The sequence below is a fragment of the Paraburkholderia sp. NMBU_R16 genome, from assembly GCF_013282575.1.
In the GTDB taxonomy this organism is placed as follows: Bacteria; Pseudomonadota; Gammaproteobacteria; order Burkholderiales; family Burkholderiaceae; genus Trinickia.
In genome coordinates this window covers 59,919-81,572 of record NZ_JAAAYE010000009.1, presented here as the reverse complement: position 1 = coordinate 81,572, position 21,654 = coordinate 59,919, and the positions used below count along the sequence as shown (strand labels likewise).

25 protein-coding genes and 1 tRNA gene are annotated in these 21,654 nt (G+C 63.4%); 17 read left to right on the top strand and 9 right to left on the bottom strand.

Annotated features, from left to right (window positions below; all coding sequences use genetic code 11):
- Nucleotides 1-4: 4 nt before the first annotated feature.
- The gene (locus GWC77_RS06680; RefSeq protein WP_173256108.1) at nucleotides 5-247 is read right to left on the bottom strand and encodes a DUF6566 family protein; all 243 of its coding nucleotides are present in this window, start codon (nucleotides 245-247) and stop codon (nucleotides 5-7) included.
- Between the two features lie 55 nt (nucleotides 248-302).
- Nucleotides 303-500 (bottom strand): hypothetical protein, encoded by a 198-nt coding sequence (locus tag GWC77_RS06675; RefSeq protein ID WP_173256107.1) that lies wholly within the window; start codon nucleotides 498-500, stop codon nucleotides 303-305.
- A gap of 227 nt (nucleotides 501-727) precedes the next feature.
- On the opposite strand from GWC77_RS06675, the gene GWC77_RS06670 reads away from it, so the two are divergent.
- Entirely contained in the window at nucleotides 728-1,159 is a 432-nt protein-coding gene (locus GWC77_RS06670) for a hypothetical protein (RefSeq protein WP_173256106.1), read from the top strand.
- A gap of 51 nt (nucleotides 1,160-1,210) precedes the next feature.
- Here the strand turns inward: GWC77_RS06670 and GWC77_RS06665 are convergent, their stop codons facing one another.
- From GWC77_RS06665 to GWC77_RS06655, 3 genes are all read right to left on the bottom strand, one after another.
- Nucleotides 1,211-2,356, bottom strand: a complete 1,146-nt coding sequence (locus tag GWC77_RS06665) for an enoyl-CoA hydratase/isomerase family protein (RefSeq protein ID WP_173256105.1) — start codon at nucleotides 2,354-2,356, stop codon at nucleotides 1,211-1,213.
- A gap of 79 nt (nucleotides 2,357-2,435) precedes the next feature.
- Nucleotides 2,436-2,783 carry a multidrug efflux SMR transporter gene (locus tag GWC77_RS06660; RefSeq protein ID WP_173256104.1) on the bottom strand — a complete coding sequence of 116 codons (348 nt, stop codon included), beginning with the start codon at nucleotides 2,781-2,783 and terminating at the stop codon, nucleotides 2,436-2,438.
- Between the two features lie 5 nt (nucleotides 2,784-2,788).
- The gene (locus GWC77_RS06655; RefSeq protein ID WP_173256103.1) at nucleotides 2,789-3,286 is read right to left on the bottom strand and encodes a heme-degrading domain-containing protein; all 498 of its coding nucleotides are present in this window, start codon (nucleotides 3,284-3,286) and stop codon (nucleotides 2,789-2,791) included.
- A 210-nt stretch (nucleotides 3,287-3,496) separates the two neighbouring features.
- Here GWC77_RS06655 and GWC77_RS06650 point away from each other — a divergent pair.
- From GWC77_RS06650 to GWC77_RS06610, 9 genes are all read left to right on the top strand, one after another.
- Nucleotides 3,497-3,573 (top strand) — tRNA-Met (locus GWC77_RS06650).
- Nucleotides 3,574-3,925: 352 nt separating this feature from the next.
- On the top strand, nucleotides 3,926-5,323 hold the full coding sequence (locus GWC77_RS06645) for an OFA family MFS transporter (protein WP_173256102.1): 1,398 nt from the start codon (nucleotides 3,926-3,928) through the stop codon (nucleotides 5,321-5,323).
- A gap of 11 nt (nucleotides 5,324-5,334) precedes the next feature.
- Nucleotides 5,335-5,466, top strand: coding sequence for an oxalate:formate antiporter (locus tag GWC77_RS06640; RefSeq protein WP_173256101.1), 132 nt, complete (start codon nucleotides 5,335-5,337; stop codon nucleotides 5,464-5,466).
- 207 nt (nucleotides 5,467-5,673) lie between these two features.
- Entirely contained in the window at nucleotides 5,674-6,219 is a 546-nt protein-coding gene (locus GWC77_RS06635) for an NUDIX hydrolase (RefSeq protein WP_173256100.1), read from the top strand.
- A gap of 16 nt (nucleotides 6,220-6,235) precedes the next feature.
- Entirely contained in the window at nucleotides 6,236-7,000 is a 765-nt protein-coding gene (aat, locus tag GWC77_RS06630) for a leucyl/phenylalanyl-tRNA--protein transferase (protein WP_173256099.1), read from the top strand.
- A 52-nt stretch (nucleotides 7,001-7,052) separates the two neighbouring features.
- Nucleotides 7,053-7,871, top strand: a complete 819-nt coding sequence (locus GWC77_RS06625) for an arginyltransferase (protein ID WP_173256098.1) — start codon at nucleotides 7,053-7,055, stop codon at nucleotides 7,869-7,871.
- A gap of 97 nt (nucleotides 7,872-7,968) precedes the next feature.
- The gene (locus GWC77_RS06620) at nucleotides 7,969-9,012 is read left to right on the top strand and encodes a quinone-dependent dihydroorotate dehydrogenase (protein ID WP_173256097.1); all 1,044 of its coding nucleotides are present in this window, start codon (nucleotides 7,969-7,971) and stop codon (nucleotides 9,010-9,012) included.
- A gap of 88 nt (nucleotides 9,013-9,100) precedes the next feature.
- On the top strand, nucleotides 9,101-9,898 hold the full coding sequence (locus GWC77_RS06615) for a transporter substrate-binding domain-containing protein (RefSeq protein WP_173256096.1): 798 nt from the start codon (nucleotides 9,101-9,103) through the stop codon (nucleotides 9,896-9,898).
- A gap of 139 nt (nucleotides 9,899-10,037) precedes the next feature.
- On the top strand, nucleotides 10,038-10,700 hold the full coding sequence (locus GWC77_RS06610) for an amino acid ABC transporter permease (RefSeq protein ID WP_173256095.1): 663 nt from the start codon (nucleotides 10,038-10,040) through the stop codon (nucleotides 10,698-10,700).
- Nucleotides 10,701-10,738: 38 nt separating this feature from the next.
- Here the strand turns inward: GWC77_RS06610 and GWC77_RS06605 are convergent, their stop codons facing one another.
- Nucleotides 10,739-11,455, bottom strand: coding sequence for a FadR/GntR family transcriptional regulator (locus GWC77_RS06605; protein WP_173256094.1), 717 nt, complete (start codon nucleotides 11,453-11,455; stop codon nucleotides 10,739-10,741).
- Between the two features lie 1,106 nt (nucleotides 11,456-12,561).
- Between GWC77_RS06605 and GWC77_RS06600 the strand changes: the two genes are divergently transcribed.
- A complete protein-coding gene (locus GWC77_RS06600; protein WP_173256093.1) occupies nucleotides 12,562-13,296 on the top strand; it encodes a Crp/Fnr family transcriptional regulator in 735 nt (244 codons plus the stop codon).
- Between the two features lie 59 nt (nucleotides 13,297-13,355).
- Here GWC77_RS06600 and GWC77_RS06595 read toward each other — a convergent pair whose 3' ends face one another.
- The 3 genes from GWC77_RS06595 to GWC77_RS06585 all read right to left on the bottom strand — a co-directional run bounded on the left by GWC77_RS06595 (nucleotide 13,356) and on the right by GWC77_RS06585 (nucleotide 15,459).
- Complete coding sequence (locus GWC77_RS06595) at nucleotides 13,356-13,607, bottom strand: hypothetical protein (RefSeq protein WP_173256092.1); 252 nt, start codon at nucleotides 13,605-13,607, stop codon at nucleotides 13,356-13,358.
- Nucleotides 13,608-13,799: 192 nt separating this feature from the next.
- Nucleotides 13,800-14,498, bottom strand: coding sequence for a ribose-5-phosphate isomerase RpiA (gene rpiA / locus GWC77_RS06590; RefSeq protein ID WP_173256091.1), 699 nt, complete (start codon nucleotides 14,496-14,498; stop codon nucleotides 13,800-13,802).
- Nucleotides 14,499-14,571: 73 nt separating this feature from the next.
- The gene (locus GWC77_RS06585) at nucleotides 14,572-15,459 is read right to left on the bottom strand and encodes an IclR family transcriptional regulator (RefSeq protein ID WP_173256090.1); all 888 of its coding nucleotides are present in this window, start codon (nucleotides 15,457-15,459) and stop codon (nucleotides 14,572-14,574) included.
- 310 nt (nucleotides 15,460-15,769) lie between these two features.
- Here GWC77_RS06585 and GWC77_RS06580 point away from each other — a divergent pair, with 310 nt between their 5' ends.
- From GWC77_RS06580 to GWC77_RS06555, 6 genes are read left to right on the top strand one after another with little or no spacing between them, the layout of a single operon-like run.
- A complete protein-coding gene (locus GWC77_RS06580; RefSeq protein WP_173256089.1) occupies nucleotides 15,770-16,858 on the top strand; it encodes an ABC transporter ATP-binding protein in 1,089 nt (362 codons plus the stop codon).
- A complete protein-coding gene (locus tag GWC77_RS06575; protein ID WP_173256088.1) occupies nucleotides 16,855-17,799 on the top strand; it encodes an ABC transporter permease in 945 nt (314 codons plus the stop codon). Before GWC77_RS06580 ends, GWC77_RS06575 begins: the two co-directional genes overlap by 4 nt.
- A gap of 15 nt (nucleotides 17,800-17,814) precedes the next feature.
- A complete protein-coding gene (locus GWC77_RS06570; protein ID WP_173256087.1) occupies nucleotides 17,815-18,609 on the top strand; it encodes an ABC transporter permease in 795 nt (264 codons plus the stop codon).
- Nucleotides 18,609-19,007, top strand: coding sequence for a (2Fe-2S)-binding protein (locus tag GWC77_RS06565; protein ID WP_173256086.1), 399 nt, complete (start codon nucleotides 18,609-18,611; stop codon nucleotides 19,005-19,007). Before GWC77_RS06570 ends, GWC77_RS06565 begins: the two co-directional genes overlap by 1 nt.
- Nucleotides 19,004-20,464 (top strand): NAD(P)/FAD-dependent oxidoreductase, encoded by a 1,461-nt coding sequence (locus tag GWC77_RS06560; protein ID WP_173256085.1) that lies wholly within the window; start codon nucleotides 19,004-19,006, stop codon nucleotides 20,462-20,464. The genes GWC77_RS06565 and GWC77_RS06560 overlap by 4 nt, the downstream gene beginning before the upstream one ends.
- Nucleotides 20,457-21,596, top strand: coding sequence for an FAD-binding oxidoreductase (locus GWC77_RS06555; RefSeq protein ID WP_173256084.1), 1,140 nt, complete (start codon nucleotides 20,457-20,459; stop codon nucleotides 21,594-21,596). The genes GWC77_RS06560 and GWC77_RS06555 overlap by 8 nt, the downstream gene beginning before the upstream one ends.
- Nucleotides 21,597-21,654 lie beyond the last annotated feature (58 nt).

Sequence of the window (21,654 nt, the reverse complement as noted above, 5' to 3'; positions counted from 1 at the left end):
ACGATCACCCGTCAAGCCGGTCATCGACGATCGCTCGCGCCGCGTCGAGCGCGGCGCGAGCCGCCTGCCGTTCGGTCGGCCACAGCTTGTCGACATGAACGAGCTGCCAGTCGTGCACCACCATGCCGTCCTTCAACACGCGAAAGTGCGATTTCACCCCCGTCATCACCTGTTCCACGGCGACTTCCAGTGCAAAACCGCGATAAGGCTCCTCGTAATCGCCCATGTCGATGCCAGTCGGTTTCATCGCACTCCCCCAACGATCATTGCAGGTAGACCTACAACCGGGACCGCACGCTCGGCTAGTCGCAATCGCCCGACAAATACTTTCGGCCCTCGCAGGTGATTTCGATCGCGCCTTCGGTATTCTCGTCGACAAGCCCCGCACCAAGCAGCTCGGCGGCGACCGACATCGAGACGAGCGGCGGCGCCTGGCCTATTCCAACATCGTTCAGGCGCCTCAGCGCCTCTATCGCCTCGGGGCTCAAGGGTTTGGACATGGCCGGCTCCTTGTCAGTGATAGCGCTTGCGCGCCGATGTCGATTCCGATCGACTCCGGTGCCGTGCAACGCTCGCGTGAGCATCGTCAATCCATCGTAGCACTTCCTCCGCGCGAAACAGGTGCGCAAATACGCCTGCGCCACGAGACGGCCTCGCCTCTATAATGACGCTCGTTCCGTTAGACGAACGGGCGCATCGCGTCATGCCCGCGCCGCCCGAGCACTACATGCAAAAAATCATCCTGCCTCTCGTGTCGGGCTTTCTCGCCGCGCTCTTTTTCCATGAAGCGACGCTCGCCCTCCTGCATACCGCGGGGCTCATCGACATGACGGGCTTTTCCACGACCCCGTTCGCGCCGCTCGACATCCCCGAGTTCGTCGCCAACGCGCTCTGGGGCGCGGTGTGGGCCGTACTGATGGCCTGGCTGCTGCGCGTTTCGCCGGAGCGCGTCGCGCCGTGGGTTCAGGCGTTCGTATTCGGAGGTATCGTCCTGACGGCGGCACGAATCTTCGTCGTCGATCCCGTACGCGGCATTTGGCCGAGCGGCAACATGCTGCCGCGCCTTGCCATCGGTTTCGCCGCCAACGCCATGTGGGGCTGGGGCGCTCTCGTCTTCATGCGCGCTTTCATGGCCGAAAGCGCCGAAGAATCGGCCTGAAATTTCTCTCCGAAGCGGCGGCCAATAATTAACGCGCGGTGCCGCGCCGACTCAGCCGTGAAGCGCGCGCAGCGGGTGCTCGTCCGCGCGCCACGGGCTCATGAACATGCGCTCGACATCTTGCGCCGTCACATCCTCGATGCGCCCGATTCGCCAGACAGGGTGATTGTCCTTGTCGATGATCCGCGCACGCACTCCTTCCAGCACATCGCCAAGCGCGAACATCGTATGAGTGAGATCGAGGTCACGGCGCAGGCATTCCGCCATCGTGCTGTCGCCGCGCGCCACCACCTCCAGCGAAACGGCCATCGATAGAGGCGAGCGTTCATGCATCATGCCGAGCGTATCCTCCGCCCAATCGCGCGCGCCCTCTTCCCTTTCGGCTGCGAGCGAAGCGGCGATGGCCGCGGCATCGGGCTGCCCGAAATGCCTGTCGATCCATGCGCGCGTGGCAGCGAGCGACGTGTCGGCGTGCTCATCGCTTCTGGTGCAGACCGCCTGGTCCGCGATGCGCTTCACGCAGGCGATCACGTCGGTGCCAGTGGCAAACGATTCATGACGCAGCGCTTCGAGAAGCGTCGGAATGGCGCTGGCATTCATGCAGATATCGGCCAGCCCGGCGTAGAGCGCATCGGCCGCGCCGATCGTTACACCGGTGACGGCGAGATACCGACCGATCGCGCCGGGCGTACGGGCGAGGAACCATCCGGCGCCGACATCGGGGAAGAACCCGATACGCGTCTCGGGCATCGCCATCCGCGTCGTGCTCGTCACGACGCGCAGGCCGCCCGTCCGATGCGCCCCTTGCGAAATGCCCATCCCGCCGCCCATGACGATGCCGCTCATCAATGCGATATAAGGCTTGGGGTAAATAAAAATCGCGTGATCGAGCGAATACTCCTCGATGAAGAAACGCTCGCGTGCGGCGATGTCCTTGCGCTGCGACATCTCGTAGAAGGAACGGACGTCGCCGCCGGCGCAAAAAGCGCGCTCGTGCGGCGAATAAACGACGACGGCGAGCACGCCGGGATCCGTGCGCCATTCGTCGAGCCGGGCGTGCATCGTGCGAATCATGCCCAGAGAAAGCGCATTGAGCGCCTTGGGGCGGTTCAGTTCGATAAAACCGATTCGGTTGGCGATGAAGGTGCGCACCTCGGCCGAGGTGGCAGCTAAAGCCGAATCATCAGTCGTAGTCATGGCTGCACGTCGAAACCGAGAAAGCGACACACGAAACGGTAGCACGCGCGGGCATCGACAGCGAGCGAGGCCTTATTAATCAATGCGCTTGCATGCCGGAAAAGAGGTTGAGGACGACGACACCCGCCACGATCAGCGAAAGGCCGACGACCGCACCGACATCGGGAACCTGCCGGTAAAGCACGATGGCCACGAGCGTGATGAGCACGATGCCCACGCCCGACCATATTGCGTAGACGATGCCCACCGGCATCGATTTGAGCGTCAGCGAAAGGCAGTAGAACGCCACGCCATAGCCACCCACCACGACGAGCGAAGGCGCGAGACGCGTGAAGCCGGCCGAAGCACGCAGCGCCGAAGTGCCAATGACCTCCGCTACGATCGCAATGGCGAGCCAGAGATAGCCGAAACCGCTCGATCCGCGCATCGGGTTCAGCCCTTGACCAGCGCAAGCTGCGTGTAGTCATGGCCGAGTTCCGCGCTGAGCGCCTCGACCACCAGTTCGTGATCGGCGCGTTGAGCGAGTCCCGACACCGTCACCGACCCGATGAATCCAACACCGGCCACCGTGATCGGGAACGAGCCGCCGTGGGCGGCGTATTCGGCGCCGGGCAAGCCGTGCTTATCGGCAAGCGTCGTTCCGGCCTGCTGCATACGTAGTCCGATCGCATACGAACTGCGGCGGAAATGGGCGACGACGTTGCGCTTACGGCGCACCCAAGCTGCGTGATCGGGCGTGGCCCCCTCCAGCGAGCAGAAGAAAAGCGACTGGCCGAAGGTCGAAACATCGATGGCGAGCGCGAGCGAACGCGCCGTCCCAATTTCGTGCAGATAAGCGCCGAGCTGCCAGGCGCGAGCGGCGTCGAAACGAGGGAACACCAGCGTGTGCTCCTGGGCTGCGATGGTACGCAGATCGTGGTCGATATCCATGAGAGAGCAAAATGACGTTGGGTAATGCGCGTGAACCGGGACGACGCGGTCGTGCTGCGGCGCGGCACCCGATTCTAGCGCAGGTGCATGCGGCCGCGCCGAAGTGCGGGCGAGCAATCCAGCCTCCGCGAAGACCTGCGATCGATAGATAAAAGCGAATCCATCCTTGCGTCGTCTTTGCGATTTCTCTATAATCTTCTTTTCGACGGACGCGGGGTGGAGCAGTCTGGCAGCTCGTCGGGCTCATAACCCGAAGGTCGTAGGTTCAAATCCTACCCCCGCAACCAAAATAAGCATATCTGCGAGCACTTCCAAGCGATGTGCTGCCGTCCAGGAACATTGAAGCTCGATCGTCAGATCGGGCTTTTTTTACGCCCACAGTTATGTGCGCGCCGCGCAGGCTGGCACGACTGCGAGCGCCTGGCGTACCGGCAAAAACCCGCATCGACCACCGAAGCGGCGGCGATCGCCCAGCCGATGCGCCGAGCCCGTGGCAACGTTTTCTTTATGTAGTGTCGGCTCCTATTGCGCATAATCGGACGCGCCCCTATCGTTGTCGAGGCAACATCAACGGCTGCGCAAAAAAACAGAACGACTGCGCGAAAGGCCGACACTCTGAGACAGCTACGGAGACCACCGATGACAAGCATGTCCGAACCCGCACACGCCGGGCCCCCCACATTTTTTTCGAAGCAGGCCACGGTCGCCCGCCCCGGTTTCACTCGCTGGATGGTGCCGCCCGCGGCACTCGCCGTGCACCTGTGCATTGGCCAGGCGTACGCGTTCTCCGTCTTCAACGGTCCGCTGACGAAAGTAATCGGCATTACCCAATCGGCGCCGGACGACTGGTCGCTGACCACGCTCGGCTGGATTTTCTCGCTCGCCATCGTGTTCCTCGGGCTCTCCGCGGCCTTCGCGGGCAAGTGGCTCGAGCACGTCGGCCCGCGACGCACGATGTTCACGGCGGCCTGCTGTTTCGGCGGCGGCTTCCTCGTTTCCGCGCTCGGGGTCTGGCTGCATCAGATCGTGCTGCTCTATCTCGGCTATGGCGTGATCGGCGGTATCGGGCTGGGGCTTGGCTACGTCTCGCCGGTATCGACACTGATCCGTTGGTTCCCGGACCGCCGCGGCATGGCAACAGGTATGGCCATCATGGGTTTCGGCGGCGGCGCGATGATCGCGGCGCCGTTGTCGGTCGCCCTGATGAACCACTTCAAGAGCGCCACGAGCGTCGGCGTGGCCGAAACGTTCATCGTTCTCGGCATCGCCTATTTCATCTCGATGTCGATCGGTGCCCTCGCCATCCGTGTGCCGCCCGCGGACTGGAAGCCGGCGGGATGGACGCCGCCCGACACGTCGCACAAATTGATCACGCGCAACCACGTCCATATCGACGAGGCCTTGAAAACGCCGCAGTTCTATCTGATCTGGCTGGTGCTCTTCCTGAACGTCACCGCAGGCATCGGCATTCTCGGACAGGCCTCGGTCATGATCCAGGAGAGCTTCAAGAACACCGTCACGCCAGCCGCCGCCGCCGGCTTCGTCGGTCTTCTCTCCCTGTTCAACATGGGCGGGCGCTTCGTCTGGGCATCGGCGTCGGACTGGGTGGGCCGCAAGAACACCTACTTCATCTTCTTCGCGCTGGGCGCCGTGCTCTACTACCTCGTTCCGAGCTTCGCGACGACGGGCAACATTGCACTTTTCGTGCTGGCTTACTGCGTGATTCTCTCGATGTACGGCGGCGGCTTTTCGACCGTGCCGGCCTATCTCGCCGATATGTTCGGAACAGCCTTCGTCGGCGGCATTCATGGGCGCCTGTTGACCGCCTGGGCCGCCGCGGGCGTGGCGGGCCCGGTGCTCGTCAACTACATCCGCGCCTATGAGGTAGCACACGGCGTGGCCAAGGCCGACGCTTACACGATGACTGTCCACATCATGGCAGTGCTGCTCGTCATCGGCTTCGTCTGCAATCTGCTCGTATCGCGCGTGAACGAAAAACATCATATGAGCGAGATCCAGCTCGCCAACGAACAGTGAGGAGAGGCGCAATGAACGAGACATCCACCGCGGTGACGCCATCGAGCCGCATCCGCCTGATCGTCTTTTGGGCATACGTCCTGATCCCGCTCGCCTGGGGCGTCATCAACACGCTGCGCCAGGCACTCAAGCTGTTCGTCTAGAGCGCACCGACGAGCCGCATCGGAAGCCGGGCCATGCGCCCGGCTTCGCTTTTTCGGTGCGCTATCCGAAACGTCGGGCGACCCGCGCCGAGCGGGCGGCCAGTGATAAACTCGCATCACTTTCACGCGCGCGTTTTTTTCCGGCTTGCGCGAGCGCCGAGTACGCAGCAGCCCTGCACCGCGCCCGCGCCGTCCCTCACGACACCTATGAAATTCTGCTCAGCCTGCGGCCACTCGGTCAGCTTACGGATTCCAGCCGGAGACAATCGCGAGCGCTTCGTATGCGAGCACTGCGGCGTCGTGCATTATCAGAACCCCCGCAACGTCGTCGGGACGGTGCCCGTGTGGGAGGACAAGATTCTGCTCTGCCGCCGCGCGATCGAACCGCGCTATGGCTATTGGACGCTGCCGGCCGGTTTCATGGAAATGGGCGAGACCACCGCGGAGGCCGCCGCGCGCGAAACACTCGAGGAAGCGGGCGCGCGCGTCGAAGTCCAGCACTTGTTCTCGCTGCTCAATGTGCCGCACGTCCACCAGGTGCACATTTTCTATCTCGCGCGGCTGCTCGATATCGATATCGAAGCCGGCGAGGAAAGCCTCGAAGTGCGTCTTTTCGACGAAGGCGAAATCCCCTGGGACGACATCGCGTTTCCCACCGTCTGCCAGACGTTGCGTTTTTTCTTTGCCGATCGTTCGGCCGGCAATTATGGGCTGCACACGGGCGATATCTTCCGCTCGCTGCGCGAAGGCTGATCGAACCCGCGCGCCGATGGTCCCCTGGCTCGGTCCTGACGATCCGTTCCCGCCTGTCGAGCAGGCACTCGGCGCAACGAGCGGTGCGCCGGGCTTGTTGGCCGCGAGCTCGGACCTGCTGCCGTGGAGACTCGTCGACGCCTACCGGCGCGGCATTTTCCCCTGGTACTCGGACGGTCAGCCGGTACTCTGGTGGTGTCCGCATCCGCGCATGATCCTCGTGCCGGCGGAGTTCAAGGTATCCCCTTCACTGAGAAAGACGCTCAAGCGCGTGCTGCGCGATCCGCGCTGGGAGGTCCGCGTCGATTGCGATTTCCCTGGGGTGATGCGCGCCTGTGCGCAAGCGCCGCGCCGAGGGCAGCGCGGCACCTGGATCACGGCCGAAATCATCGACGCCTATTCGATGCTGCATCGCGCCGGCGAAGCGCACAGCGTGGAAACCTGGTACGAAGGCGCCCGCGTGGGCGGTCTGTACGGCGTCTCGCTCGGCCGCATGTTCTTCGGCGAATCGATGTTCGCCGATGTGACCGATGCGTCGAAAATCGCGCTCGCCGCACTCGTCGGCCACCTGCTCCGCAATGAAGTAGAAATGATAGACTGCCAACAGAATACGTCGCATCTGGCATCGCTCGGCGGCCGCGAAATTGCGCGCAAGAGCTTTCTCGGACATGTGCGCGAAGCGGTGGCGCAAGCACCCATTCCGTGGCGCTTCGACAAATCCGCCTTGCTCGAGGTCCTGCCTGACACGATGCAGGCGATGCCGGAAAAACGCGCGCGCTGACCACGCACCGTGAGCAGCTTGCCAACGAGGGACGATGCTTCGAGAGCCGCCAATGACTCACCCGAATGAGCTGCCGCTTTCACCTCTTTCCGCGCTGCAATTTTATGCAACCGCGCCCTATCCTTGCAGTTATCTGGAAGGACGCATCGCGCGCTCGCAAGTCGCCACGCCAAGCCACCTGATCAATTCCGACGTTTATACCGAACTCGTCAAGGCGGGCTTTCGCCGCTCGGGAGTGTTCACGTACCGCCCGTACTGCGAAGGTTGCCGTGCTTGTGTGCCGGTTCGCGTGCCCGTCGCGGCCTTCACGCCGAACCGGACGCAGCGCCGCGTGTGGAAGCGCCACGCGAGTCTCGTCGCATCGGTCTCGCCGCTGCACTACGACGAGGAACATTACGCGCTCTATATGCGCTATCAGGCGGCCCGCCATGCGGGCGGCGGCATGGACCGCGACAGCCGCGATCAATACGAACAGTTCCTGTTGCATAGCCGCATCAACTCGCGGCTCGTCGAATTCCGCGAGCCGGTGCCGGCGGATCTCGGCATGGCGCAACCGGGAACGCTGCGCATGGTCAGCATGATCGACATCCTCGGCGACGGGCTGTCCTCCGTATATACCTTTTTCGAACCCGACGCCGGGAGGGCGAGCTACGGCACCTACAACATTCTCTGGCAGATCGAGCAGGCTCGAAGCCTCGGGCTGCCCTACGTCTATCTGGGCTACTGGATTCAGGAAAGCGCCAAGATGGCCTACAAGTCGAACTTTCGGCCGCTCGAAGGCTTGAGCGGCGGGCGCTGGAGCCCGCTGGATACATCGTCGCATCAGGCCCCGCCGTCCGAAGGCAGTGCCGCCTGTGCCGCCGAAGAGTAACGCCCTTGCGCGCGCCCGGCATCGGACCTCGCATTTCGGGGCCCGCACCGCGAAGCCGGTAAAATAGCGCGTTCCCATTTCCGGCTCCAATCGTTCCGTGCTCAGCTCCCTTTATCCGTTTGCACGAGCCCAACTCTTTCGCATGGATGCGGAAGACGCTCATCATCTGACGCTGCGCGCACTCAGTGCCGCGGGCCGTGCCGGCGTCGCGCGGTTGCTCGCCACGCACGTGCCCGACTTGCCGCGCACGGTGATGGGCATCGCGTTTCGCAATCCGGTCGGGCTCGCAGCGGGGTTGGACAAGGATGGCGCCTGCATCGACGGACTCGCCGCACTCGGCTTTGGCTTCATCGAAGTCGGCACCGTGACGCCGCGCGCACAACCCGGCAACCCTCGCCCGCGCATGTTCCGGCTACCGCAGGCCGGCGCACTCATCAACCGGATGGGTTTCAACAACGGCGGCGTGGATCAGTTCGTGCGCAATGTGCAGGCGGCGCGATACCGCGGCCCGCTCGGCCTGAACATCGGCAAGAACGCCGATACGCCCATCGAGCGCGCCGCCGACGATTATCTCTATTGTCTCGAAAGGGTCTACCCGTTCGCCAGCTACGTAACGATCAATATCTCGTCGCCGAATACGAAAAACCTGCGCCAGTTGCAAGGGGCGGACGAACTCGACGCGCTCGTCGGCGCGCTCAAGGACAAGCAACAACGGCTGGCGGACCTGCATGGCAAGCTCGTTCCGCTCGCGCTGAAAATCGCCCCCGATCTCGATGACGAGCAGATCAAGGCGATCGCGGCCACCCTGCTGCGCCATGGCGTCGAAGGCGTCATTGCCACCAATACGACGCTCTCGCGCGCGGCCGTCGCGGGTCTGCCGCATGCTGACGAGACCGGCGGATTGTCGGGCAAACCGGTGTTCGAAGCTTCCAACGCCGTAATCGCCAAGCTGCGCGCCGAACTCGGCGAAACGGTCGCCATCATCGGCGTCGGCGGCATTGCGTCGGGTGCCGACGCGGTGGCCAAGCTTGCTGCGGGCGCGTCGCTCGTACAGATCTACACCGGCTTCATCTACCGGGGCCCTGCGCTGGTGGGCGAGTGCGTGGACGCGATCGCCCACATGAATGCGCCTGTCATATAGACATAAACAAACGATATTTCTAGACCGATTGGTATTTCGCTATCATGACGCACCTAATCAATGCCCCCGGGGCGAGGAGATCGACACGATGAAATTGGCGACGCTCAAGAAGATCCTGACGGCCGGCCTGCTTGGCGCGGCGTTCGTTGCGGTCACCGCGCACGCAGCGGATTTGCTCGACGAGGTCAAACAACGCGGGACGTTGCGCATCGGTCTCGAAGGGACGTTCCCGCCGTTCAATTCGAAGAATGCCAGCGGCGAGCTCGTCGGTTTCGATGTCGATATCGCCAAGGCTGTGGCGGCCAAGCTCGGCGTGAAACCCGAATTCACGACGACCGAATGGAGCGGCATCATTGCCGGCCTGCAAGCAGGCAAGTTCGATGTGATCGTCAACCAGGTTGGCGCGACCGATGCGCGCAAACAAGTGTTGGATTTTTCGCCGGCCTATACCTACTCGGGACCGCAGTTGATCGAGCGCAAGGATGATACGCGCGAGTTCAAATCGCTCGATGACCTGAAGGGCAAAAAGCTCGGCCTCGGGCTGGGCACGAACTACGAGCAGATGGCCAAGGCCGTTCCCGGCATCGACGTCAAGACCTACCCGGGCGCGCCCGAATATTTGCGCGACCTTGCCGCGGGACGCCTCGACGCCGCACTCAACGACAAGCTCATGGTCGCTTATCTGCTGAAGGGCTCGCAGCTGCCATTGCGTGCGGGTGCACAGCTGAACAGCGATACGCCGTCCGCCATTCCGTTTCGCAAGGGCAATCCGAAATTTGCCAAGGCCATCGACGATGCTATGACCCAGCTCGAAGCCGACGGCACGTTCAAGAAGATTTCGGAAAAGTGGTTTGGCATCGACGTGACGAAGCCCAAGGGCAAGTAAGCGCCCCTCACTATTTCACAGCTTCGGATGAAGGGCGGCGTCACGGCGATGCCGCCCTTTCTCTTTATCGAGCGTATATGATGTGCGCTCGCGCCGTTGCGGCTCGTCGAATCGTTTAGCCCCCACGCCATCACAGGTCATGTCGTCCACAACATCCCTGCTCGTCCAGTCGATGCCCGCGCTGTTGCAGGGCGCCGCACTCACCGTCAAATTCGCCGTGCTTTCGATGGCCTGCGGGCTCGTTGCCGCGGTCGGGCTCGCATTGATGGGCATCAGCCATAGTCGCCCCCTGAACTGGATCGCGCGCGTCTACGTGAGTCTCATGCGCGGGACACCGATGCTCGTGCAGATCTTCGTCGTTTATTACGGGCTGCCAAGCGTCGGCATCGCGCTCGAACCGACGCCCGCGGGCGTCATCGCGCTGTCGGCCAATGTGGCCGCGTATCTATCGGAGAGCATGCGCGGCGCCATCAACGGCATTCATCGCGGCCAATGGCTCGCGGCCTACAGCCTCGGCTTGTCGAGGCAGCAGACGCTGCGCTATATCATCGGGCCGCAGGCGCTGCGCATCGCGGTGCCGAGCCTTTCGAACAGCCTGATCAGCCTCATCAAGGATACGTCGCTCGTCTCGGTCATCACGGTGACCGAACTCTTGCGCAGCGCGCAGGAGATCATCGCGGCCACCTATCAGCCGCTACCGCTTTATCTCGCGGCGGCGGCGATCTATTGGGTGCTCTGCCAAGCGCTCGAATGGGTGCAGCGCTGGTACGAGCGCCGGCTGGCGCTGCCGACGCGTCACTGACGCATCGCGTCGCCCGCGAGCGCCCGCCGTCCTGCGCGCTACCGCCGGCCCGGCATTTCGACCGAGAACTCCCGGCTGACTTCATCGGCGGCCAGCTCGACGAGCGCGAGCGCCGCAGCTTCGGCTTCCTTCGGGTCGCGCCGCTCGATCGCCGAAACCAGACGTTCGTGCGTGCGCACCGAGATCTCCCAGGCGCCCTGCTTTTCCATCAGCATCGGTTGCGTCGCGGCAAGCGCTCCGCGAATGATCGCAGCCATTTGCTGGAAAAACTGGTTGCCGCTCGCATGGACGATGCGCGTATGCAGCATCTCGTTCGCGGACGCATAGCCTGCGTCTCCCGGCGCAAGCGAGCGAAACAGGTCGAACGCCTCGCGAATGGTCGCCACGTCGGCCACACTCGCCCGTACCGCGGCTTGCGCAGCCGCCCGCGGCTCGATGACCATACGAAACTCGATGACATCGCGCATGAACAGTGGATCGGGCTTGGCCCTGAAGCGCCAGTTCACGACATCTTCGTCGATCATGCGCCAGTCGCGCATCGAACGAATGCGCGTACCGACCTTCGGCCGGACGTCCAGCATGTGCCGCGCGAGCAGCATCGACAACGCTTCACGCATGACTGTGCGACTGACGTCGAACTCCTTCGACAGCACGTCTTGCGGCGGAAGAATCGCCCCGTACTTCTCTTCGACGATGCCTGTGACAAGCCCGTCCATCACCTTGCTGACCAGCGAACGATCCTTCCCCTGCTCCATGACTCCCCCCGATGCGCCTATCGACGCTTGCTCCCGCCTCATCCGTTGCCCGGCTACGCATCGCGCTTTCGATAGCGATACGGTGCTTCGTTCAAATTCGCCACGCTATTGGGATACGCCTGAACAGGGTTATCCCTCTGACGAATCCCACGTGACTATGCTTGCGCGCTGCCGCTCCCTCGCGGCGTGGGCGCCAATCGTTTAGGAGACCTCACTGTCGTCTCCACATTGACGACGGGCGCGGTACAGGTTGCATACCGCTGCATACGACCACCGCTTGCCGACCATCGAGCCGCGGGCCCAGGTAAGACGAATCGTCATGCTGCACGGTACTTCTCATACAAGTACAGTTCCGTTCGCAATCGCACTCACTCTTCCGAGTTTGCATGACGTGAGGCAATACAACGAGCCAAATTGCACCGCACGCACATGTCTCAACAATGAGTCATTCGCGACGCTCGTCGCTTTTACATGCGAGGGACGCCAACTCTGCGAAGCGTTGTCCGCGGGAGGATCGACGCAGCCGCATCGCCAAGCCGCTGGCCGTCATGCTGTAGCGAGCCGAAGCCTTGTCAGCCGGGGCTTCGATCTCGTAGGGAACTCAGCGTTACGCAGCAACGAATGTGGCCGATGCAACACAACTGAATCAATTTCCGCCATCCTGCCCGTGCTTGCACGCCGCCAATCGAGAGGGGGTGCAAGCCGCCAAAGGCCGTGCGCCTCGAGCGCAAAGAGCCGGCCGATCAACGGTTTACGGCAATCAAACGAAGCTGAATCTGAGGAGTCCCGGCACACGGGCGCGTTGTGCAGATTTGAAACAAAAAGGTTGCTCGGTTCCGTAGTCCCGCGTCGCAACAGAGGCCGCTTTCGGCGCGGCGGGGCCCCGCGGGGCATGGCACGATCCTCGCTGATCCTGGCGCGCAACTGAGCGCTGCCGCACAGACGGTGGCACGGCCAGGGAGAGAAGGCCAAAACCGCGCCGGGTTGAATGGCGATGTCGAACTCAATCGTCCGACACATCCAAGCATCCAGGCCTTAAGCAACAAAGAGCCGCACGAGCCTATGCGCGAGAACCGCATGACGTGGCTGTTATTCGAGGACCGATCATGTTGACACTACAATCCGACCTTCACGGCAACCATCTGCTAGGGGCATTGCCGTCGCATGAATGGCAAGCGTTGACGCCTCATCTCGAGTTGGTTCATCTTCGCACAGAGCAGTTGCTGTGCGACTGCGGACACAAGATCCATCACGTCTACTTCCCGACGACGGCCATCATCTCGATCCTCTCGATGATGGAAGACGGCGGTTCTGTCGAGCTCGCCGCCGTCGGCCGCGAGGGCATGACGGGCGTACAGGTGCTGACCGGCGGCGAGACGATGCCGAGTCGTGTCCAAGTGCAATGCGCGGGTTTCGCCTATCGAATGAGCGCTCAGCAATTGAAACAGGAGATCGCGCGTTCCGATCTCTTGCGCCGGCTGATGCTGCTTTATATGCAGGCCCTTCTCACGCAGGTCGCACAAACGGCCGCATGCAACCGGCATCATTCGCTCAGCAAGCAACTATGCCGTTGGCTGCTGATCGAAATCGACCGGGCCGCCACGAACGAGCTGGCCGTGACGCAACAGATGATCGCCGACATGCTCGGCGTGCGCCGCGAAGGCATTACCGAGGCCGCCGGCAAGCTGCATGAGCAGGGCCTCATCCATCACAGCCGAGGGCATATCAAGGTGCTTGATCGGAAAGGTCTCGAATCGCGTGCCTGCGAATGCTATGGGCTCGTGAAACGCGAATTCGACCGGCTGCTGCCGAGCCTGCATCAAACGAACGCCGTCACCTGAGCGGGCACGCGATGTAGTCCGCACCGCGGTGTCAACCGCGGTGCACTGCCACACGCCTGTCATTGCGTTTGATCGTTGCGCGTCGAGATATTGCTGCGCACGCGCTCGCGTGCTTCATAGACGATGGCAAGCATCGCAAATCGCGCACGCTCACAGGCTGCTTCAGCGTCCGTCATACCGCCGCACGCCTGGGCGCCCACGACGATACCGAGGCCGAGTGCATAGTTGCCGGCGAACGCCGTGGGCGTTGCCTCGGCGTCTTTCAATCGCGCATACGCCGTATCGAGTGCGCACCGTAGTTCGCGTTGCATCGTTGCAATCCTTCGCTCTGATGGTCTCCCCGGGCACGCCGGGATTTCGCAAGTTTTGCCGCATTCTTCGGGCCCGCTCGGGTCATAGCGAATGTGCAGCGTCAGCGTATCTTTTTTCGTCCGCGAAACGGTGTGCAAGCGTCGGGCCCGCGCGCGAACGGCTTCCCGTTGCGCTCGCGGCCGACGCGCGTCTTACCTTGGTGCGCCGTAAAGAATCGATTCGACGCCCGTTTCGGAGCCCAACAGGCACAGATCCGCGCCTCGTGCGGCAAACAGTCCGACGGTGACGACTCCGGGCCACGCGTTGATCGTCGCCTCGAGTTCGCGCGGGACGGCGATCTGCAAGCCCTTGACGTCGAGAATCTCGTTGCCGTTGTCCGTGATATAAGGAGCACCGTCCGGCCGCACGCGCAGCACCGGCACCCCGCCGAGCGCCATGACTCGCCGCCCGATCGCCGTGCGTGCCATTGGCACGACCTCGATCGGCAATGGAAAACCGCCGAGCACATCGACCCGCTTCGATGCATCGGCGATACAGACGAATACTTCGGATACCGAAGCAACGATTTTCTCGCGCGTGAGCGCGCCGCCGCCGCCCTTGATCATGGCGCCGCTCGCATCGATCTCGTCGGCGCCGTCGACATAGACGGGCAGCGATTCGATCTCGTTCAGATCGAACACGCGAATGCCATGCTGCTCGAGCCGCGCCGTGGTGGCCACCGAGCTCGATACCGCGCCGCGGTAACGCGCCCGATGCGGCGCCAGCGCATCGATGAAGCAATTCGCCGTGGATCCGGTGCCGACGCCGATGACGGCGCCCTCCGGAGCGTGGGCATTCACGTAGTCGGCGGCGGCTTGGCCGACCATGCGCTTGAGTTCGTCTTGGGTCATGAGGAGCAGCTCGATGTGAGGCGAAAAGCGCTGATTTTACCGGAGTCCCCCGCCCTCACGGCGACGTCACGCGTCATACGCTGCGCGGGTGCGGCACGACATCGGCAAGCGCGTGCGTGGGCCGGCGCCGCAGCGCGACGTCGAACGGATTGGCCAATGGTCCGATCGCATCGGCCTGCCGTTTCAGCAGTTCCACGATCATCGGCAGCCGTTCCTCGCCGAGCCTGGAAGCCAGTGTGCCTACGCTCAACGCCGCAATGGCCGTACCCGCGCGGTCGAGGATCGGCACGGCCACGCCTGCCATGCCGTCGAGCACGCCGCTGTTGCGCCCGGCATAGCCGAGCTGCCGCACGCGTTCGATCTCGGTGCGCAGGTAGACCTCGTCGAGTACGCCGTATCCGCGAATGCGTGGCACGTTGAAGCGGATGATTTCTTCTCGTTCGGCTTCAGGCAAGAACGCGAGGATTGCGAGGCTGCCTTGTCCGACACCCAGCGCGATTCGTCCGCCGATGTCGCTCGTGAACGAGCGAATCGGAAACGGTCCCTCGCAGATGTCGAGACACACTGCGTCGAACCCGCTCTTCGCCAGTAAAAAAAACGTCTCGCCAAGACTGGCGCATAGCCTCAACAGCGATGGGCGGCAAAGCGTGCGCAACCCGCCGGGGTTGCCCGCGAGCGCGGCCAGCGCAAAGAAATCGAGGCCGAGCCGGTAGCGCTTGGTTTGCTCGTCTTGTTCGACCGCACCTTCCGCCATCAACGCGTGCAGGATGCGATGCGTCGTGCCCTGCGTCAGGCCCACGGACTTGGCGAGCTGCGTCACGCGCGCGCCATCGGCCTGCGCAGCCGCCAACGCGCGAATCACGGCGAATGCGCGCGGCAGCATGCCGCTCGCGCGCGCGTCGTCCGCCTGCTCCGACGCTGCTCTCGCCGATGTTCCATCCGAGACGGAGGATTGCCTCATATATGCGACCATTATTCCATTGAGTGAAACTATCTCTGCCGGCTCGTCGAAAGCGAGTATCTCAGTTTTCGAGCGAATGTGTGAGATATAGCTTGAGACAGCGGGCAAACCCTGATCCCCCGCAATGGAATGAAGCACCGAAAAGATGAATTGGCATTCCGTTCAACGGAATTTTTTCAATTTTTCTCCCGCTGAGCGGAATTCCAAATTGACGCGACAAATCTGGCTGGACAGAATCAGCCGTGCCTCGCGCCGCATGGCGAAATCGCCATCGATGGTGTCGCGGCGTCGCGGTTATAAAGGATCCGCCATGTCGTTTCTCAAGCTCACCGATCTGTCGAAATCGTTCGGCGATCTGCAGGCCGTACGCAACCTGAACCTGTCGGTCGAGAAGGGTGAATTCGTTTCCTTGCTCGGTCCGTCCGGCTGCGGCAAAACCACGACGCTACAGATGATCGCCGGTTTCCTCGACGTATCGAGCGGCAGCATCGCGCTCGACGGACGCGACATCACCCATTTGAAGCCCAATCGCCGCGGGCTCGGCGTCGTGTTCCAAAGCTATGCGCTGTTTCCGCACATGAGCGTCGCGCAGAACGTCCGGTTCGGACTCGAGATGCGCGGCACCGATCGCAAGGAAAGCGAGGAGCGCGTGCGTGAAGCGCTCTCGCTCGTTCATCTGGACGCGCTCGCCCACCGCTTCCCGCGCGAACTCTCGGGCGGCCAGCGTCAGCGCGTGGCACTGGCCCGCGCCATCGTGATCGCGCCGCCGGTCCTGTTGCTCGACGAGCCGATGTCGAATCTCGATGCCAAGCTGCGCGAGGAGATGCAGTTCGAACTGCGCGCGATCCAACGGCGCATCGGCACGACGACCATCATGGTCACGCACGATCAGTCCGAGGCGCTTTCCATCAGCGACCGCGTCGTCGTCATGCAAGCAGGCCGCATTACGCAGATCGATACACCTTATCGAGCCTACGAGCGCCCCGAAAACCGCTTCGTTTCGCAATTCATCGGCAAGGCGAATCTGCTCGCGGGCACGGTGCTCGCGAACGACGGCGACGAAATCCGCATCGATCTCGGGCATGACGTCGTTGCCGTGGGACGCGCGGTGCCCAGCGGGAACGGCCGTGGCGAACCCGGCACAGGCGACGCGGTGACGGTCTGTATCCGCCCGGAAAAGCTCAAGCTTTGCGAGTCGAGCCGCGGCCGCCTGGACGCCACCGTGACGAGCCGTTTCTTTCTCGGGAGCCAATGGCTTTATCGGGTGGCTTCCCCGCTTGGGGAGGTGCTCGTGTGTTGCCAGAACGAGGGCGGGGAGCCGATCGCCGAGGGACAGCAGGTGGGTGTCGATTGGACCAACGACGCAATCCGTTTCGTCGAGACGGAGACGCGACAATGACGATCGCTGCATCGAAGCCCTCGCAGCCCGCACCGGCGCGCACGACATCGACCGTCGCCGCATCGCCGGCGTTGCCGTCGACCGGCACGCCATGGCGAGCTTATGTGCCGCTGTGGCTCGCGAGCGCGCCAGCATTCATGCTGTTTGCGACCCTCGTGTTCGTGCCGCTCGCGATGACGCTCGTGCTGACGTTCTATCGCTTCGACCCGTCGAGCGGGCCCATCGCCGCGTTTCAGTTCGGCAACTACATCGAAGTCGTCAGCTCTCCTTACTATCAGACCATCTTCGCGCGCACGTTCGCCATCGCGCTCGTGACGACGGTGGCATGCGTCGCGATCGGCGCGCCCGAAGCCTACGTGCTCTCGCGCATGCGCGACCCATGGCGCTCGTTGTTCCTGCTCGCGATTCTGGCGCCCCTGCTCGTCTCCGTCGTCGTCCGGGCGTTCGGCTGGAGCATGCTGCTGAACACGAACGGCCTCGTCAACCAGGCGTTCGCGTTGTTCGGCCTCGGGCCCTTCAAACTCGAATATACGACGTTCGCGATCGTCATCGCACTCGTGCACGTCATGCTGCCGTTCATGGTCATTCCCGTCTGGACGGCCCTGCAAAGGCTCGATCCGCAAACCGAGCAAGCCGCGCTCTCGCTGATGGCAACGCCCTGGGTCACGCTTTATCGCATCGTGCTGCCGCAGGTGATGCCCGGCATTCTGTCCGGCAGCCTGATGGTGTTCGGTCTATCGGCGAGTGCGTTCGCGATTCCGGGCCTGCTGGGAGGGCGGCGCCTGAAAATGGCCGCCACCGCGGTCTACGATCAATTTCTCGGCTCGCTCGACTGGCCGCTCGGCGCAACGATCGCGCTCTTGCTGCTTGCCGCCAATCTCGCCGTCATGCTCACTTACTACCGCGTGCTCGAGCGCCGTTACGCGCGCAGCATGGGTTGAGACCGGAATTTCGCCATGAGACGTAACGGACCTCTCGCACTCGCGTTTCATACGCTCGTGATCCTGTTCGTGCTTGCACCGCTCGCCATCGTCGTGCTCGTGGCATTCACGCCCGACGAGACACTGACGTTGCCGACGCACGGGCTTTCGCTGCGCTGGTTTCGCGCCATCCTCAACTACCCCGATTTCATTGGCGCGTTCTTCAACAGCGTGAAACTCGCGTTCCTTGCGTCAACGCTCTCGCTCGCGATCGCACTGCCGGCCGGACTCGCGATTGCCCGCGCGCGTTTTCCGGGGCGGAACTTTCTGAACGCGTTGATGCTCTCGCCGCTCGTCATTCCCGGGCTCGTGCTCGGTATCGCGTTTTTGCGGTTCTTTGCCGTGATCGGTGCGACGGGCTCGTTTGCCTGGCTCGTCATCGCGCACGTGGTCATCGTCACGCCGTTCGTATTGCGTCTGATCCTGGCCGCCGCGAGCGGGCTCGATCGCAGCGTCGAGCACGCCGCGTTCTCGCTCGGGGCGAGCGCATGGACCACGTTCCGTCGCATCACGTTGCCGATGATTCTGCCCGGCATCACCGGCGGCTGGTTGCTCGCATTCATCAACAGCTTCGACGAACTGACCATGTCGATCTTCGTCACGTCGCCGCAAACCGTCACCTTGCCGGTGCGCATGTACATGTATGCGACGGAATCCATCGATCCGATGATGGCATCCGTCTCCACGCTCGTAATCGCGATCTCTGCCGCGGCGATGCTGCTGCTTGACCGCATATACGGGCTCAACCGCGTCCTGATCGGCAATCATTGATGCTTGGCACTCCTGATCGGCAAGCCGACGCCTGCGACCGCAGCGATCCGCAATTCGTTCGGATCGCCGAGACGCGTCGTGCGAGCGTCTCCTTCTTTCTCGACGGCCGCGAGGCACAAGCGCTGGTCGGCGATACGGTGCTCACCGCGGTGCTTTTGCAGCAGCGGTTCGTGCGCCACAGCGAATTCAACGACGAGCCGCGTGCCGGCTTTTGTCTCATCGGCGCATGCCAGGACTGCTGGCTGCACACCGAAACCGGCGAGCGCATACGCGGATGCTCGACGCCGATCGCGGCAGGCATGCGCCTCGTCACGCGTGTCAGGGCCAGCGGCATGAAATGCGACGGGGACCGTGCGGCCGCGCCCGGTGACGGCATGACGCGGAACGGCGAACGATGACCGACGCTGCGCGCATCGTCATCGTCGGCGCGGGTCCCGCGGGCGTGCGGGCGGCCGAAACGCTCGTGGCAGCTGGATTGCGTCCGCTCGTGCTCGACGAGCAATCGCGTTGCGGCGGGCAGGTCTATCGGCAGCCGGCCGCCGGTGCCGGTTTCGAACGCTCGAAGCGTACGCTCTACGGGTTCGAGGCAGCCAAAGCCCATGCGCTCCATTCGACGATGGCGGCGCTGCTCCCCCATATCGACTATCAGTCCGATACGCTGGTCTGGGACTGCGAAGCGCGCAATGGACAAGGCGGCCGGCTCGTGGCGCTGCATGACGCACGCGAGCAGAACGTGCCTTTCTCCCACCTGATCCTCGCAACAGGCGCGACCGATCGTGTCTTGCCGATACCCGGATGGACGCTGCCCGGCGTCTATACGCTGGGCGGTGCCCAAACAGCGCTCAAGGCGCAAGGTTGCGCGATCGGCTCACAGATCGTATTCGCCGGTACGGGGCCGCTCCTTTACCTCGTCGCATACCAATATGCAAAAGCCGGTGCGCGCGTCGCCGCCGTGCTCGATACGAGCCCGCTCGCCGCGCAAGCTCGAGCGCTGCCGAAGCTCGCTCGCCAGCCAGCCACGTTGGCGAAAGGCCTCTACTACGTCGGCTGGCTCCAGGCGCACGGCGTGCGGATCGAGCGCAACGTGACGCTGGAGCGCGTGCACGGAGAGCGGTCCGTCACGGGGCTCGCATGGCGTCGAACTGACGCAGGGAACGGCGACCAGGCCATCGCCGAAACGATCCGGTGCGACGCACTCGCGCTCGGCTTTGGGCTGCGTCCCGAAACCCAACTGGCCGACATTGCGGGTTGCAGCTTCCGCTTCGACGACACCACCCAGTGCTGGCTGCCCGAGCGCGATGCGGCAGGACGCAGTTCAATTGCGGGGATCTATCTCGCGGGCGACGGTGCGGGGATAGCCGGAGCCGATGCTGCGGAACTTGCCGGCCGGCGCGCGGCGCTCGCGGTGCTCGAAGATTTGCAGTGCGAAGCCTCGCCTGATGCGCATCGTGAAGAAGCGGCCTCGCTCGAACGCGCATTGAAGCGGATCGCTGTGTTCCGCTCGGGATTGGAAGCCGCGTTCCCGCCGCCTTTTGGTCGTGCTGCATCTTGGCCGGATGACACGATCGTGTGCCGTTGCGAGCAGATCGACGCAGGCACGCTGCGACGCTGCGTGCGCGCGGGTGACGCCACGGAGATCAATCGTCTGAAAGCGTTGACGCGTGTCGGTATGGGTCGCTGCCAAGGGCGCATGTGCGGTGAAGCAGCGCTTGCGCTGATCGCCTACGAGACCGATCGTTCGATGCAAACCGTGGGGCGCTTGCGGGCGCAGGCGCCCGTCAAGCCGATTCCGCTCGCAGCCGCGCTCGGGGACGCTGCGCTCGCCGCCATTCCGGAGCATGCGCGCGATGAGTGAGCTCCATCACTATGACGTGGCGATAGCGGGCGGCGGGCTCGTCGGGGCTTCGGCGGCACTCGCGCTCGCACGGGCCGGCTTGCGCGTCGTGCTGTTCGAGCGCCGCTACTGCGGCGCTCAGGCCAGCGGTGTCAATTACGGTGGCGTACGTTGCCAAGGCCGGCCCGCCGAGCAATTGCCGCTCGCGATGCGCGCGCGCGAGGTCTGGCGACGTTTGCCCGAATCGATCGGTATCGATGGCGAGTTCGTCGTCTCGGGCCATCTGCGGCTCGCCCGCAGCGAAGCCGACCTGGCGGGACTCGCCGAGTACGCGCGCATGGCCGCCGAGCACGGACTGCATCTCGAGCTCATCGCAGGCCGGGCGTTTCGCACGCGTTATCCGTGGCTCGGCTCAGCCGCAATCGGCGGATCGCTCTGCGAGACCGACGGGCACGCCAATCCGCGGCTCGTGTCTCCGGCGTTTGCGCAGGCGGCACGCCGCGCGGGCGCCGATGTACTCGAGCTGACCCCGCTCGACGATGTGACGTATGACGGCGCGCGTTTTCAATTGTCGGCAAACGGCCGGCGGTTCAGCGCGGATTGGCTCGTCAATGCCGCCGGCGCGTGGGCCAATACGATCGCGCAACGCTTCGGCGACGCAGTCCCGATGCAGCCGATCTACCCGAACATGTGGGTGACGGAACCGCTACCGCAATTCATCACGCACAACCTGGGCGTCTACGGCGGTGGCATCTACGCACGCCAAGTCGCGCGCGGCAACTGCATCATTGGAGGCGGCCGCGGTTATGGCGACGGTCAATATGCACAGCCTTGTTCCGACACTACGCGCACGGTCATGCGCGATGCGTGTGCGTTGCTGCCGATGCTGCGGGAAGCGCTTTTGATCCGCTCATGGAGCGGCGTCGAGGGATGCACGCCCGATCACAACCCGATCATCGGTGCGAGCCACCGGGTACCGCGCCTGTTACATGCGTTCGGTTTTTCTGGCGGCGGCTTTTTGCTTGCCCCGGGCGTCGGCGAAGTGGTTGCCGAGCTCGTGATCTCCGGGGAAACCGCAACGCCGCTTGCCGCGTTCGATGTCGACCGATTCGTTCCCGCTGCAGCTTCGCTGCCCAGCATTACTTCGTCATGAGGAGACCCGCCGTGAAACCGTCGTCGATCTTGTCGTCTGTTGCCGTCACTCTGTGCTT